General features: G+C 59.7%; 19 protein-coding genes. All 19 read right to left on the bottom strand.

All coding sequences use genetic code 11. From position 1 onward, the window contains the following. Window positions 1-2 precede the first annotated feature (2 nt). Window positions 3-1,160 (bottom strand): DUF2213 domain-containing protein, encoded by a 1,158-nt coding sequence (locus C8K58_RS19215; RefSeq protein ID WP_108574103.1) that lies wholly within the window; start codon window positions 1,158-1,160, stop codon window positions 3-5. A gap of 25 nt (window positions 1,161-1,185) precedes the next feature. Then, entirely contained in the window at window positions 1,186-2,001 is an 816-nt protein-coding gene (locus C8K58_RS19210) for a phage minor head protein (protein ID WP_108574102.1), read from the bottom strand. A 2-nt stretch (window positions 2,002-2,003) separates the two neighbouring features. Further along, on the bottom strand, window positions 2,004-3,362 hold the full coding sequence (locus C8K58_RS19205; RefSeq protein WP_108574220.1) for a DUF1073 domain-containing protein: 1,359 nt from the start codon (window positions 3,360-3,362) through the stop codon (window positions 2,004-2,006). A gap of 34 nt (window positions 3,363-3,396) precedes the next feature. Continuing rightward, window positions 3,397-4,947, bottom strand: coding sequence for a phage terminase large subunit (gene terL, locus C8K58_RS19200; protein ID WP_108574101.1), 1,551 nt, complete (start codon window positions 4,945-4,947; stop codon window positions 3,397-3,399). Beyond that, entirely contained in the window at window positions 4,947-5,594 is a 648-nt protein-coding gene (locus C8K58_RS19195) for a hypothetical protein (protein WP_178087837.1), read from the bottom strand. Before C8K58_RS19195 ends, terL begins: the two co-directional genes overlap by 1 nt. Window positions 5,595-5,643: 49 nt before the next feature. After that, window positions 5,644-5,877, bottom strand: coding sequence for a hypothetical protein (locus C8K58_RS19190; protein ID WP_108574100.1), 234 nt, complete (start codon window positions 5,875-5,877; stop codon window positions 5,644-5,646). Between the two features lie 213 nt (window positions 5,878-6,090). Beyond that, window positions 6,091-6,408, bottom strand: coding sequence for a hypothetical protein (locus tag C8K58_RS19185; RefSeq protein ID WP_108574099.1), 318 nt, complete (start codon window positions 6,406-6,408; stop codon window positions 6,091-6,093). Between the two features lie 197 nt (window positions 6,409-6,605). Then, on the bottom strand, window positions 6,606-7,286 hold the full coding sequence (locus C8K58_RS19180) for a hypothetical protein (RefSeq protein ID WP_108574098.1): 681 nt from the start codon (window positions 7,284-7,286) through the stop codon (window positions 6,606-6,608). Beyond that, window positions 7,283-7,885, bottom strand: a complete 603-nt coding sequence (locus C8K58_RS19175; RefSeq protein ID WP_108574097.1) for a recombination protein NinG — start codon at window positions 7,883-7,885, stop codon at window positions 7,283-7,285. Before C8K58_RS19175 ends, C8K58_RS19180 begins: the two co-directional genes overlap by 4 nt. After that, window positions 7,882-8,190 carry a hypothetical protein gene (locus tag C8K58_RS19170; RefSeq protein WP_108574096.1) on the bottom strand — a complete coding sequence of 103 codons (309 nt, stop codon included), beginning with the start codon at window positions 8,188-8,190 and terminating at the stop codon, window positions 7,882-7,884. Before C8K58_RS19170 ends, C8K58_RS19175 begins: the two co-directional genes overlap by 4 nt. Then, window positions 8,187-8,657 (bottom strand): hypothetical protein, encoded by a 471-nt coding sequence (locus C8K58_RS19165; protein WP_108574095.1) that lies wholly within the window; start codon window positions 8,655-8,657, stop codon window positions 8,187-8,189. Before C8K58_RS19165 ends, C8K58_RS19170 begins: the two co-directional genes overlap by 4 nt. Beyond that, a complete protein-coding gene (locus C8K58_RS19160; RefSeq protein ID WP_108574094.1) occupies window positions 8,654-9,349 on the bottom strand; it encodes a hypothetical protein in 696 nt (231 codons plus the stop codon). Before C8K58_RS19160 ends, C8K58_RS19165 begins: the two co-directional genes overlap by 4 nt. Next, entirely contained in the window at window positions 9,346-9,741 is a 396-nt protein-coding gene (locus C8K58_RS19155) for a hypothetical protein (RefSeq protein WP_108574093.1), read from the bottom strand. Before C8K58_RS19155 ends, C8K58_RS19160 begins: the two co-directional genes overlap by 4 nt. A gap of 1 nt (window position 9,742) precedes the next feature. Further along, window positions 9,743-10,549, bottom strand: coding sequence for an ATP-binding protein (locus C8K58_RS19150; RefSeq protein WP_108574092.1), 807 nt, complete (start codon window positions 10,547-10,549; stop codon window positions 9,743-9,745). Further along, a complete protein-coding gene (locus C8K58_RS19145; protein WP_108574091.1) occupies window positions 10,539-11,345 on the bottom strand; it encodes a phage replication protein in 807 nt (268 codons plus the stop codon). The genes C8K58_RS19150 and C8K58_RS19145 overlap by 11 nt, the downstream gene beginning before the upstream one ends. Further along, on the bottom strand, window positions 11,345-12,016 hold the full coding sequence (locus tag C8K58_RS19140; RefSeq protein ID WP_108574090.1) for a GIY-YIG nuclease family protein: 672 nt from the start codon (window positions 12,014-12,016) through the stop codon (window positions 11,345-11,347). Before C8K58_RS19140 ends, C8K58_RS19145 begins: the two co-directional genes overlap by 1 nt. 83 nt (window positions 12,017-12,099) lie before the next feature. Continuing rightward, entirely contained in the window at window positions 12,100-12,345 is a 246-nt protein-coding gene (locus tag C8K58_RS19135) for a hypothetical protein (protein WP_108574089.1), read from the bottom strand. Between the two features lie 19 nt (window positions 12,346-12,364). Then, window positions 12,365-12,559 carry a hypothetical protein gene (locus C8K58_RS19130; RefSeq protein WP_040267807.1) on the bottom strand — a complete coding sequence of 65 codons (195 nt, stop codon included), beginning with the start codon at window positions 12,557-12,559 and terminating at the stop codon, window positions 12,365-12,367. Window positions 12,560-12,594: 35 nt separating this feature from the next. Beyond that, on the bottom strand, window positions 12,595-12,789 hold the full coding sequence (locus C8K58_RS19125; protein ID WP_108574088.1) for a Cro/CI family transcriptional regulator: 195 nt from the start codon (window positions 12,787-12,789) through the stop codon (window positions 12,595-12,597). Between the last annotated feature and the right edge of the window lie 38 nt (window positions 12,790-12,827).

Raw genomic sequence — 12,827 nt, 5'->3', positions numbered from 1 at the left:
GGTTAGGCTCCTTTCTGTTTGTGGGCGCCGGACAAGCTTTGCTTGTGGGCCTGGTATGGGGTCGGCGCGGCGTCCGTGGTCGCAGGGGTGCTTGCACCGTCCTTGGCCAGCTGCATGAACTGAGCGAAGAGCGCAGCGGTGTCACCGGTTGGCATTTTCGGCTTCTTGCCACCCTTGCCGTCGTCCTCCTCTTCTTCCTCGTCCTTATCGGACTCGGCGTCGAAGGAGGCCTCAACGTAGCCGGCGGACTTGTCCGACCAGTCACGCTTCGGCAGGGCAACGGCCAGGGCGGCACGCTTGATCTCGATTACGTCGAGGCTGTCACAGGTGAAACCGTCGCCGGCGACCTTGCGCGCCAGGGCCTGGGTGGCGCTGATTGCCTTGACGCGCTCGCCAATTGCGACATCGCTCGAAGCCTTGCGGGCCTCGGCCAAGTCTTCGGCAGCCTTGTCCGCGGTAGCCTGGGCCTTATCAGCCTTGGTTTCCGCATCGGTGGCACGCTTCAGCAATCGGTCGAACGAGTCGGCGACCACTTGGGCGTTCGCAGGATCAGCAACATCAACGCTGCGCCCGCTATCGGTGGTGATAAGTACAGGCATTGTGTTGCCTCCTGGGTTGTGGTCAAAAACGCGGGCATTGGCGCCCGCCCTTGCTCGGTCAACGATCGCAACGTGGTTTATTCGGATTTCACGCTGGATGTATTCGTACGCCTTGCCGTCTTCGGTAACGCCTGGCGCGTGGTCGTAAATTGCGGTGTATCCGGCGGAGACCTCGCACTTACCGGCATTGATGTCGGTGATGGTCTTCTGATCCTTGACGATCAGGTCGGCGGCCACAAAGTCGCCATCTGGCCGCCCAGGGCCTCGCACCACGCCCACCGCCACGCCCTTGTAGGTCAGCGCAGTGACAAGCTCTTTCGGGTGATCGTTGGTGATGTCGCTGGAGTCGTAGGTGCCCAGCGAATCAGGCGAGAAAACCTCTTCCGGCGGCCGATACACGCGAACAATGCGATTCGGGTCACCGTCGAGCCCAAGCTCGCGGGCCAGGTACTCCTGAATCCCGGTGCGGGCCACCCTGGCCGGCACCTTGAGGAACCCCTCGTCGGTGTACTCTCGCTGGGTGATGCGATACCCAGCCCGGTCGAAAACCGTGCACTTCATGTTGCGGCCTCGCGGATTGGATGAATTAGCGGTAGACGCCCGGCGCTGTGCGGCCTGCGTCTTGGTTGGCCTTGACCTCGCGAGCGCTTACAGGGCGTGCGATGCATCGGCACTGATAGTCGGAGCCCGGCTTGATCGGGACGCCCTTGTCGCTCAACGGGAGGTTGTCCCAGCGGTAGATGCCCTTCCCGTATGCGGTGACCTTCTCGTCGATGGCGCGGTGCCTGGTGCGGACACGCTCATCATCGGCGTCAACCCACTGGAAGTACTCGAAGCCGGCGGTCGTCTGCTGCTTCTCTGCCAGCTCGCCTTGGATCTTTGAGGTTTGGTCGCGGGCGATCATCTTGGCTCGGCGCTGCGTCACGCCGTACTGCTCTTGCAACGCCTTCTCGATGTAGCTGGGCCGCATGCCCGCGCGCATGTTCGCCATCACCTGCGTCTGCACCTCTTCCAGGTACTTGCCAGGGATGGACTTGATCAGCTGGACGTTCTGTTGCGCCGAGGCCTTGAGATAGTCCTGAAGCACTTTATTGCCACTGAATACGTCGATGCCGACCGAGCGCTTCATGTCCCGCTCGGACTTCTTCAGGGCGGCCTGCACGAAGTCTGCGGCGATGCGCCCGGCGCCCGAGCCGAAATGCTCCGACTGCCACCTTTGGACGAGGCGGCCCATCGTATTTAGGATCAGGTCAGACCAGGCGTCAGTCGTTACCACCGCGTCCTGGGTGTACTCCGGCGCCAACTGGCGAACGAGCGGTATGAGCTCCTTGCTGATCGACGCCTTGACCTGCTTCACCAGCCGCTGCAGCTTGGCGTTGTACTGGATGCCGATCATGTCCATGGTCATTCAACCTTGTCGTCGTCATCCACCGGGTCGGTGAACATGGTCAGGTCCTCGTCCTCTTCCAGCGCGGCGATCTTCTCGTCGTCGAACTGGTAGAGCTCTTCGGCCTGCAGGCGTCGCTGGATCTGGCTGGTGGTGACGATGCCGCCATCCTTGTAGAGCAGGTCGGTCTCCGCCTTGGCCTTGTTCGCCGTGGCGATCTGCACCGCGTCAGGCTGCTGGAATGGGTTCCAGACGTAGTTGAAGTCGTCAAGCCACTGGCCGGTTGCCGAACGGACCAGCACCTCGTCCAGCTGACGAAGGCCTGGGTCAATCTGGGTCAGGCGCTTCGATGACAGCGAGTTGAAGTAGTTGTCCATGTCCCCTTCGCCGGTGGCGTTGAGGCCCTTGGCGGACGTGCCGAACAGCCGAGTGAGCGGTATATCCGCCGCACCACTGATCCAGGTCATGAGCGTGTCGAGCACCGGCGCAACCCCGGAAAGGTCCAGGGTCTTGCGGTCGTAGGTCTCTTCGCCATCCAGCAGCGCCAGGTTGATCGAGGACTTCATCATGCTGAACAGGGCGTAACGCGCCGTGATGGCGTCGTCCTGATCGCTTGCCAGCTCATCCGAGAGGCCTTCACGCTTGATGATGTCGACGTTCGCTTCCTGCATCAGCTCGGCGATGCCGTCCTTGCTGGCTACGATGTCCATCACGTCGTCGAGGCACTTACGCAGCTCTGAGTCGCCCCAGCCCTGCGTCTGTGCTCGCTGGCGGCGCGGCAGCTTGGCACCGGCGAACCGGGCGAAGTGCGTCCAGTGGATCTGCTGGGCGCCGGCTGAAATGGTGTAGAACTCCGGCTGCAAGTAGTTGGCGGCCAGGATATTGGTTTGGTTCAGGTCCATCGCCGTCATGTCGAAGCGGTCGATCACCAGCAGGCGGTACAGATCGCCCTTCTTGATCTTCTCCGGCTTGAGCGGCTTGGTCAGGTCCTGGTTGGTCAGCATGAGGATGCCGGCGCCCCCGTACAGGCGCGCCCAGCTGGTTGCCTCGCTGACCATGGCCGGCAGCTGCAGGCGGTCTTCCTCGGCCCGGATCACGTCCGCGTCGTCGCACTTGAGGGTGCGCCACTCGCGGGTCATGTCCTCGGCCGGGTAGTCCACGATCGCCCGGGCAAGCCAGCTGGTTTGATAAGCCGCGTCCAGCTGCTGAAAATCGTTCAGGAACCCGTATTGGAACTGGTTGTGGGACCGCTTGGCCTTCTGGGTGCCAAGGCCGGACACGACGTTCACCAGGCCGTCACTGGACGACTTGATGGACGCCTCGTACTTCTGAGCGGCCCGCACAAGGGCTTTGCCCAGCTTTTTGTCTGCTGGCACTAAGCCCTTCTTGCTCATGGGGTCACCGATTTGGTTATAGGAGATCGCGGATTGAGCGCTTGCCTTTGATGTAAACCTCGGACAGAGCGTCGATCATCACGTCGGTCTGGTCGTCGTACTTGTGGCTGTCGTCGGCAGTGAACGAGGCGACTTCGCACACGAACTCATAGTTCTGGCTGTCGTCGTAGGGCAAGCACACCAGCTTTGCAGCATGGAAGCCTTGAACGTCGAGCGCCCTGGTCAGCTTGTCGCGGTCCCGAGGGACTGGCGTCACCTTGAGCGGTAGTCGCTTCTCCATCTCCTGGATCAGGCCGGTGCCGCTTGATTTGTCCTCGACGTAGACACGGCGCAGGACGCCATTGGTCTTGCCGTTTTTGGCCCAGGCACCCTTGACGAACGCCTCGAACTCCCGCCGCAGGGTCTTGGCATCCATCCGGCCGCGCTTCATGCCAACCCGGTAGATTCGTCCCTCGGCCACTCCCCACTCCCCGAACACGGTCCAGTCGTTCCAGGTGTTGGTTTTCTGCGCGGTGTCGGCAGTGATGAAGCGGTAGTCGAATTTCTCCGGCAGAGGCAGATCAGCACCAGCATCCACGTCGCCGTAGTACTGGAAGTCGTCAGCCGAGAAGATCCCGCCGTCGAGCGTGTCGGGGTCCTGCATGTACTGGCTGCTGAAGGTGTACGGGTGAGCCGTGCGGAGCGCGATCAGGTCGTGAACGCTTTCCTTGGCCGGCCAGTACGACCAATAGCCGTCTACCTGCTCGGACCCGCACACGCTCTTGATGCAGCGCTCGCGGATGCCGTCAGGCAGTGAGTCGATGTATTCCTGATTGACCAGGGCCGGGATCTTGATGTGCAGATCGATCTTCAGGCCCATGCCGCCCGACAACAGGAACGCAGTCGAGTCGTCGATGTGGCCGCGCTGCTGGATGGCAACGAATGGTGTGCCGCTGTGTGCCTTCCGGCTGCGCAAGGTGTTCACCAGGCGCGTGTGTGACTTGCGGCGCTTTGCCTCGCTGAACAGATCGTCGATCTTGTCCCAGTCATCCGCCTGGATGTGGCCGCTGTACTCGTCGCCCATGTAGCCGCCACGGACACCGGTGATCTGCCCACCGCTTGAACGGCTGAACAGTTGGTGTACGCGCTTCCCATCCTTGGCGAGTGTCCAGTCGTCTACCTTGTCCTTCTCGATATCGAAGGGGTAGAACTCGCGGAACTCAGCAGACTTGACCAGGGCGCGGCTGCGCTCGCTGTTCTCATCTACCAGGCTCTTGGAATAGCTGGTGTTGAGGATTCGCACCCGGCGGTGCTTGACCATCGTGTAGACAGGCAGGTGAACAGACCAGAACTCGGTCTTGGTGCCGCCTGGCGGGATGTTCACGACGATGTTCTGCGCGTCACCGGCAAGCATCTTGCGGGCGGCATAGTCGAAGTAGTGGTGGTGCCAGTTCGTCCTGAAGCTGTCGCCCTGGGTAATGTTGAACCACAGGCTGGTGAAGGCCAAAGGGCTATGCTCGCCAGCCGCGACCAAGGCGGAGCGCTCAGCGTGGCTCAGCGCGTCCCACTCGATCGGTTTGATAGCCATCAGTCCACCAGCTTGTCTACCAGGGCGGCGATGAGCGACGAATCGACAGCGGTCCGACCAGTGTCACCACCAGGCGGCCTATCTCCTTCAGCCTCATCAAGATTAAATGCTTGCCGCTCAAGGGAAACGAGCGTCTTCAGGGTGTCGGCCAATTCCTTCATGGTCTTGGTTCGATTCGGGAGAGCGCTCATCTTGCTGGCAAGCTTCAGGACATCAGACATCGCGTCGCCGTCTTCGTGGTCGCCATCCTTGAGCTGATCAATCAACTCCCTGATGGTGCCCTGCTCATCCGTCAGCGCCTCAAGCTCATCCAGCAGCTTGTTGGTGAGTCGACGCGACCGACCAATGTCAGCGCGGTGTGCGATCCGGACATCAGCAATGATCTGGGCATTTGCATCAACAATGCCTTTCTCGGTTAACGCTCGTTCCTTGTTAACCTCGCTGTTAACCACCTGGTTGTTAACCAGCGCATCAGCCTTGGCTTTGATCTTCCCTGCAAGGTCGCGCGTCCATCCGTCACGCTTGGCGCGCTTGTGGATGGAGACATGGGACACGGTGCAGGTTGTTGCGATCTCTCGCACTGACAGCACGCCAGCCCTGTAGAGCTGCTCGATGCGCTCCCAGTCGGTGGGTTGCTTGTCGGTCATGTGAATCCCTTCGCGCCACGATTTGGCGCATTCGAAAACGTGGCGCGGATTAACTGGCCGGGTCATCCGGCTTGTCGTCTGTTCGCAGAGCTGGCTGCTGAATCACCCTGACGACTGCAACCCCGATACCGAGGACCATGTTCACCGAGGCGAAGATCAGCGGGTCTACCGCGCCCTGGAAGGCGGACCAGCCAGCGGCGGCCGCATTGAGGGCAACACCGATGATTGCCAGTTGCACACTGGTCATGCGCCAGAACTTTCGCCATTCAGGGATTAGATTCATGGGGTGTCTTCGCTGCCGGTAGTTTCTCCAGCCTTTCGGCGTAGAGCTTCCATTCATCGCGACTCTTCCGGGCCTCTCGCAGTTGTCGAGCCAGTCGCTCAGACGGTGCGCAGTTCGAGGCGGTGAGGCCGGATACCGTGTAGGTGATCTGGGGTGGCGGAACATGCTTGGTCGTGCACCCGGCAATCAGGAACATCACGATCAGCAAAATTCTCATTTTGGGCGTCCGTTCTTCACCAGGTCGCGCAGGCTGTCAACTACTTGATTGATCTGGAACTCTTGGCGCTGGGTTGTGATCCGGAGGGAATCGACGAACTTGTCGGTCGACTCCCTCGATCGCTCCAACGATTCCACCCTCTGGCCGATCAGGGCCTGATTGGTTTGGTAGGCGGCCAGCTGCACCTGGAGCGAACCAAGCGAGCTGACCACATACGCAAAGGCGCCTATAGCGGCAGCCGACAGAACCGTCTGCAGTATCGGCACGGCAACCTTGAACGCCGTGCTATCTGCAATGCGCGACACTTCTGTCATAGGGGGCACCAGGGAATTAAAAGGGCCTCATTAGGGTGAGGCCAAGATGCAGCAAGGAGCACCTGGAATTCAGGCAACAAAAAACCCGGCGCGGCGGCCGGGTTTCGTTAGTCAGTCCTACACACGCAGGAATGACAGGATGTGCTTAATTTACGACATGGCGACATGATATTGCAAGCCCTTTTGAGGGACTATTTTCAAGCCGCCTCCCCAGACAGCACGCCTACCTCTTCAAGCATGTGCTGGGCATCTACAAGCGCTTCGTTCACAAGGCCTTCCAAAGCACCCTTGATCGACTTATTCCATCGCTGATAGGTCCGCTCCGTCAGGCCTTGGGTGTCCCAGTTCGTCATGTCGTAGTTCGACTCGGCAAGGACGATCATCTCCCCCGGCTTCGACTCGGCGACCGACCTGGCGTGCTTGTTGGCGCGGGCCACATCCGCATCAGCTGCCTTGTTGCGCCAATCCCACTGGCCATCTTCCTTGTTTTCCCGATGCTTTGGCGCCTTCACCTCGACCATGGCGCGCTGGATGCCCTTCGACTGCTGCGGGACCGCCCAGACCAGCACGGCCTGTTGGGTGAATCGCAGCGGCGCGGGTGTAGGCACAACCGCGACCAGGCGACCGATTGAATCGATCTTGCGCCCGCGGTGGGTGCTGTACTTGGCCACCAATGCATTCCAATGGCGCGGGGCGAGCTGGGCGTGCAGCAGCTTGTGAACGATGCAGTCGGCGAGCAGTGCCGCATCTTTGCCAGTGATCTCGCCTTTGAGCTTGCTGGTCTGTACCCTGGGCTCGACATTGCATCCGCCGGCGCTGTTGATGGTTTCCGCTGCCAGAGCGCGGACGACTGCCGAAATGACGTTTTGATAGTTCATGCTGCCGCCCTCTTGAGTTCTCTGGTCATTGCCCGGTACTTGGCCTTGATGGCCTTGATCTCTTCGACGGTGTACTTGCACGGCGCGTGCAGCCCCTCAAGCCAGGACACCTTCTCAGCGCCGATGCGCTGCACCAGGCGGATGCGGTACTCCACAGCGTTGCCGGAAAGGTTGCGGTTGCACTTCACGCACTGTCGGTGGATGTTCATCGGCTCGAAGCGCAGCTCCGGGCAGGCGCCGACAGAACGGTAATGCCCAGCGTCCCAGCGGCTGCCGGTCATGAGATCGTTGTCGTTCGGCGATGAGTCGCAGCTGATACACGGAAGGTGCGCGTCACGCAGACGCACGTACTCGTTCACCGCGGCCTGGGCTTCGCGCAGATGATCCGCGCGGGTCTTCAACTTCTCCTTGCGGACCTTGATGTCCTTGCGCTCGATGTCGGCCAGGGCCTTGCGCGCCTTCGGCTCATGCCTGGGCGCGTCGATCATTGCGCAGGCCGGACTGCACACCGCCTGGCCCAGGCGCGCAGGGACGAATGAGGCCCTGCAGGTAGCAACGCGGCATTTCTTCGGTTTGGCCTGCTTACGTTCGATGGTCATACAGCCTCCTTGGCTTTCTGCTGCTCGGGCGCGAAATCGCCGCGTAGGGGCATGAGCCATGACTGCGGTGCTGCTCCAACAGTGGAATTGATCTCGCCACGCAGAGTGCTATGAGCTACGAGGTTCCCCCGAATCACCCAGCACGCAATGTGTTTGGGATTGGGGGCGAAACTTCGAGGGGTATCTTCAGGGAGCGCGATTTTCTCGCTCCTGTCGAAGCGAATAAGCTCTACTACTTTTCCAATGTTTTCGGCATGTGTAGCGCGGATAATCAGCGCCAGGTCACCCGGCTTGAACTGGCTCATGCGGCCTCCTGGCTAAGCAGGTCAGAGAAGTACACGCCCTGCGGAGCAAAGCGCGCGACGATGCGGTCGGTGTAGGCGATGCCCTGGGCGCGATTGAACAGGCTGGTCACCGGGAAGCCGTCAGGCCCGAACAGGTGGCACTCGCCCATCATGTCCAGCTTGGTTTCGTATGGCAGGTGACGCATCACCCGGTACCACTCGGCCTGGAACCCGGCGTCCTCGTTCAGCAGGATCTGCACGCCGATGTGCAGCTTGCAGTACTTGCGGGCGTCAGCAGCGTCACCGATCTGGGTCATCTCGGCGACGCGCTTGTACATCGCGAACCACAAACGGTTCTGGTCCAGGGTACGGTCCTTGCCCGGGCGAAGACTCACCACTACGAAGTGCTTGTCCTCGAACATCTTGGACATGCGGGTGATGGCCTCTGTGAGCATGGAGCGGCAATTGACGCTGATCTTGTCGGTCATGGCCGTTCATCCTTGCCCATGGCAGACAGGATGTCGTGCAAATACCCTGTCGCCACACTTGGCTGATTGCCTGCGGCATCACGCAGCTTCTGGACGAAATCAATAGCGCTCTGCAGGCGCTTGGCATCCTTGCGCAGCGCCTCGACCTGGTCCATCGCGAAAGGGATGCACTGCCCGTGAACTGGGCACTCGAACATATTCAGCAGCCGATCACGGTCAGCAATGAGCTTGTCGTCCAGCGCGACTTCTTCACGCAGCGTATCGTTCTCGGCCTTGAGCTGGTCGCGCTCGGCGTGAATAGCCTTGATTGCCGAATCTGGAACGATGGTGTGCGCTTCGAGTTCGCCACTCACCAGCGCCAACAGCGACTGGGCTTCGGTGAAGTACATGTGCCGCTCAGCCTGGTTCTCGTCCTGGTCGTGCTCTCCATCCACGAAGCGCTGGAGCATGCCGGCCATGGCTTCGTTCTCGGCGATCAGGGCCAGAATGGCGGCAGGATTGGCGGCGAGCACCAGATCCGCATAATCCTTGTTCTGCGCCATGACGCCAGGGAATGAGCGGTTCTGATGCACATCGAAGACGATGCCCTTGTCGTTGCGGATGTACAGCGCACCGTGGCTGCGCATGAAACGAAGCGGCTGATGCTGCTCGCACGCCTCGGCAATCGCTTTCAAATCGCGGAAATCGTTCATTCGGCGAACTCCTTGAGCAACTGGCGAGCCCCCATGACTGCACCCTTGTCGCCGGATGTACGGCTTATGTCCTTGAGCCATTCCAGCATTCGCGTGTTCTGCGCTTTCAGGTCGATAACCATGCCGAGCAGCTCATCGCCATCGGCGTCCATGTCGGACTTGAGTGCTTCGCCAATCGCGCCAAGGTCGCAAACTGCCGCCAGGAGCATGCGCTTGTGGCTCTCAAGGTCCTTGATCAAGGCGAGGACTGCCTCAGCACTGGCCACGCATCGGAATGAGGCCTGAGCAGGCAGGGCCTCCCATCCGCACCCAGACGCGCAGAGTTTGATTACTCTCGCCTCCTCGGTTTTTGCAGCCTCAGCCAGCCGCTTAAGCTCGGTGTAGTCGGTCATGTCAAAAGCCCTCCTTGCCGCGTTGCGATTCCCACTCGAACGGGATAACGATCACCCCACCCTCCCGAAGCCTGTCTGCGCAACGCTCGCCGATAGCCGTAGCCAAAGCCTTCGCGTCGAGGTTGGAAACGATGACGGTAGGTCGCAGCTCTTCGTAGCGGCCGTTGATGATGGCGAACAGGGTGGTCAGCTCGAAGTCGCTGGGCTTCTCCTTGCTGACGCCGATCTCGTCCAGGATCAGCAGCGAAGGGCTGATGAGGCTCGACAGGATCTGGCTTTCGCTCTGGTCGCTGGCGTGGTCGTAGGTGGCGCGGATGGCCTGGAGTACCGACCCGATCGTGCGGTACACAGCGGTGTCGCTCGACTTGGCCATGATCTCGTTGGCGATGGCTACCGACAGGTGCGTCTTGCCGGTACCGGGCTTGCCCAGCAGCAACAGGCAGCGGCCGGCGGCGGCTATCTGCTTGAACTCGGCGGCGTACCGGATGCAGGTCTTCAGCGCCTTCTGCTGTTCGGGGGTGTCGGCGATGTACCCGGCGAACGTCTTGCCCGCGAAACGCTTGGGAATCAGCGCCGAGCCCAGCTTTTCCGCCATGCGCATACGCAGCAGTTGGGCTTCCTGGGCCTCTTTGCGCGCGGCTTCATCCTCGTTGCGGATGCGGCTGCACTCTGGGCACCCGGTCTTGAACTCCCGGCCGAAGATCACATTCACCTGCTGCGGGAACTGGCCGTGGTCCTCGCACACGCCGGTGGACTGCTGCGGCGCCGGAGTAGTGGCGGGCATGGAAACGATCTTGTCAGAACGCATAGGTGCCATCCTCCCGAGCGATCAGTCCGGTGGTGTAGTCGCGTTCAGCGAAGCCGGCGTGGCGCGATTGCGGGAACTGGTGGACGTTACCGGAAAGCTTCACCTCGTCTTCCCAACGCTTGCCGTTGAGCCAGCTCGCCGGATGCGGGATGAACTGGCCTCCGTCTTTGGTCCATGCCGGGCAAGCAACCTGCTTAGCCAGGCCTTCGGCAATCAGGGCGAATAGTTCGTCAGTGACCTTGAGTTTCCTCCAAGCCTTTTCCGCAGCAGCCTTGCCCTTCTTGTTCGGGTAGAGCTTCCAGAACTTCGGGAAAAGATCTGCACTCGGCGAAGTCGGCAATGCCGGAGGCGTTGACGGGGTGAGGGAATCAGGAATCAGGGATCCGGAATCAGGAATCAGAGAATCAGCCGGAGCGCTTCCGAGAATGGCAGAAGTACTTCCGCCAAAATCGGTAGTGATACAACCTTCTGATACAGAAGGAATAACTGACTCTGGTTCGTTACGATGCGGGTTCTGATGTTTGTCGAAATTGTCGACTTGGATATAACGCTTAGCTGCGACGGAGTAGCGAACGATGAAGCCCTCGACCGCAAGGAACCTCAAAAGCCCCTCGATATCCAGGCCGTCGCGGTATGGAAAAAGCTCGCCCTTGATGCGCAGAGGGCGATCCTCAAGACGGCCAGCTTTATCTGCAAGTAGCCAAAGACCTTCGAACAGCAAGGTAGCCATAGGGTCGGCCACCCCAAGGATTTCATTTTTGAACAGTGCGGGCTTTATGTTGCGAGCGCGGGCCATTACACAGCCTCCCGTGTCTTTGCAAAAGAACTGATGAGGCCGTCTACATCCTCAAACCATTCACCATGACGACGGAGTGCGGCGAAGCGCTTGTGAAGCTCTTGCTCAATATCCGCAGGGATTACTGCCAGGGTCGCGAGAATAGCTCCGGCCCCAGTTTGCAAAGACTTGATTCGTCCTTGAACGTCGCTAGTGCGGCCGATCTTGATCATTCCCGTAATTGGATGGCGAACGATATAGGTCTTGGTAGACGAGGCTTTGTGGTCGAGGAAAGACTTGTTGCACTGGATGTAGAACGGGATGAGGGTTGCCTCGGCGTAAAACAGCGCGCTGCAATGAAACCGCATGGTCTCCGCGATATATGGGTATTTTTCAAAGAGTGGAGCGATGCCTCTCAAGTGCTCTCGGCCAGTTTCTATTTCGTCGAGCGCAGCCCTAGCCTGCTCTCTATCCATATGATCCAAGTCGCCCAAATTAATTGATCCGACCTTCTGACTCGCGAGGGACATGAACTTAAACGCCCACTCATAAGCTACAGCCATGGTGGCCGTACCGGCTTGTATCGAGAGAATCTCTTCCGAGATCACCTCTTTCCGCGACACGTTTTCAGCAATCGAAAAACGTGGCGCGGGATTATTCAGGGCCTGTACATCGTTGTTAGAGGTATGCATAATCGGCCTCACAGATTGTTTTGCTGTATGCAGTTAAAGAAGCCGGGATTGCACCCCGGCTTTTTTGTGCCTGCGATTTGGGTTTATGGTTTGAGGTCTTCATCAGTCCCTCCTTTTTCAGGCCCTAATACGGCCTTCGGCGGGTCACGCCTTGTTGTTGGTAGATGCCGGATCTTCCCGGCGCCCCTTGGCCTGGTTTTCTCGAAAAAACGCTCCGCTCCAAGCTCTGCGGCGTATTCGTCAGGCGTCTTGCCTGCTGCCTTCGCCAGTCGTTCAAGCTTTTCGTAGAGGCGCCCGTCGATCCCGTGGCAGATCGTGGTTTCAGGCACATAGCCTCCTTCAGGGCCTTCAGGCCTGCATGTGTTTACCGGTAGCATTCGGTTCAACGATGCTTTCCAACTTCTCCTCGACGCACATGCGCACGAACACGGCCAGCTGCAGCTTGTGCAGGCGGGCCACGGCCTTTAACGCTTCGTAGGTTTCATCGTCATAACGGGACTTGATCTCCCGGTCTTTCAGGTGGCGTGTGTCGTCATATGCCATTGGTGAGGCTCCTTTGTTGAATGCATGCAAGGTGGTTAAGCGGCTGTTTTTTGAGACGGGAACGGACGCTGCTCTTGAGCCGACAAACTGCCGTCATCTTCGAGGGTCACGAAAACATCTCGGCCCACACGGATCGCTTTACTAAGTGCGCCCTGGGTGCAACCGAGCATCTGGGCGGCCTTGGTATGTCCGTGCTCTTTGGCAAATTCGGTGAGTGTGATTCGGCGCATTGCGGCGTCCTCTACGTAGATTTCACCACAAGTATGAC

It is taken from the genome of Pseudomonas sp. GV047 (assembly GCF_003058245.1).
In the GTDB taxonomy this organism is placed as follows: Bacteria; Pseudomonadota; Gammaproteobacteria; order Pseudomonadales; family Pseudomonadaceae; genus Aquipseudomonas; species Aquipseudomonas marginalis.
Note: the sequence above shows the minus strand (reverse complement) of the source record. Positions and strands in the feature narration are given on the sequence as shown.

Bases quoted from the DNA above. Each gene is read 5' to 3' on its own strand.
- C8K58_RS19175 (WP_108574097.1), bottom strand. From the start codon at position 7,885: ATGACCATCGAACGTAAGCAGGCCAAACCGAAGAAATGCCGCGTTGCT.
- C8K58_RS19195 (WP_178087837.1), bottom strand. From the start codon at position 5,594: ATGACCGACAAGCAACCCACCGACTGGGAGCGCATCGAGCAGCTCTAC.
- C8K58_RS19145 (WP_108574091.1), bottom strand. From the start codon at position 11,345: ATGGCCCGCGCTCGCAACATAAAGCCCGCACTGTTCAAAAATGAAATC.
- C8K58_RS19160 (WP_108574094.1), bottom strand. From the start codon at position 9,349: ATGAACGATTTCCGCGATTTGAAAGCGATTGCCGAGGCGTGCGAGCAG.
- C8K58_RS19165 (WP_108574095.1), bottom strand. From the start codon at position 8,657: ATGACCGACAAGATCAGCGTCAATTGCCGCTCCATGCTCACAGAGGCC.
- C8K58_RS19190 (WP_108574100.1), bottom strand. From the start codon at position 5,877: ATGAATCTAATCCCTGAATGGCGAAAGTTCTGGCGCATGACCAGTGTG.
- C8K58_RS19140 (WP_108574090.1), bottom strand. From the start codon at position 12,016: ATGCATACCTCTAACAACGATGTACAGGCCCTGAATAATCCCGCGCCA.
- C8K58_RS19210 (WP_108574102.1), bottom strand. From the start codon at position 2,001: ATGGACATGATCGGCATCCAGTACAACGCCAAGCTGCAGCGGCTGGTG.
- C8K58_RS19155 (WP_108574093.1), bottom strand. From the start codon at position 9,741: ATGACCGACTACACCGAGCTTAAGCGGCTGGCTGAGGCTGCAAAAACC.
- C8K58_RS19185 (WP_108574099.1), bottom strand. From the start codon at position 6,408: ATGACAGAAGTGTCGCGCATTGCAGATAGCACGGCGTTCAAGGTTGCC.
- C8K58_RS19150 (WP_108574092.1), bottom strand. From the start codon at position 10,549: ATGCGTTCTGACAAGATCGTTTCCATGCCCGCCACTACTCCGGCGCCG.
- terL (WP_108574101.1), bottom strand. From the start codon at position 4,947: ATGGCTATCAAACCGATCGAGTGGGACGCGCTGAGCCACGCTGAGCGC.
- C8K58_RS19170 (WP_108574096.1), bottom strand. From the start codon at position 8,190: ATGAGCCAGTTCAAGCCGGGTGACCTGGCGCTGATTATCCGCGCTACA.
- C8K58_RS19215 (WP_108574103.1), bottom strand. From the start codon at position 1,160: ATGAAGTGCACGGTTTTCGACCGGGCTGGGTATCGCATCACCCAGCGA.
- C8K58_RS19130 (WP_040267807.1), bottom strand. From the start codon at position 12,559: ATGGCATATGACGACACACGCCACCTGAAAGACCGGGAGATCAAGTCC.
- C8K58_RS19125 (WP_108574088.1), bottom strand. From the start codon at position 12,789: ATGCGCCGAATCACACTCACCGAATTTGCCAAAGAGCACGGACATACC.
- C8K58_RS19180 (WP_108574098.1), bottom strand. From the start codon at position 7,286: ATGAACTATCAAAACGTCATTTCGGCAGTCGTCCGCGCTCTGGCAGCG.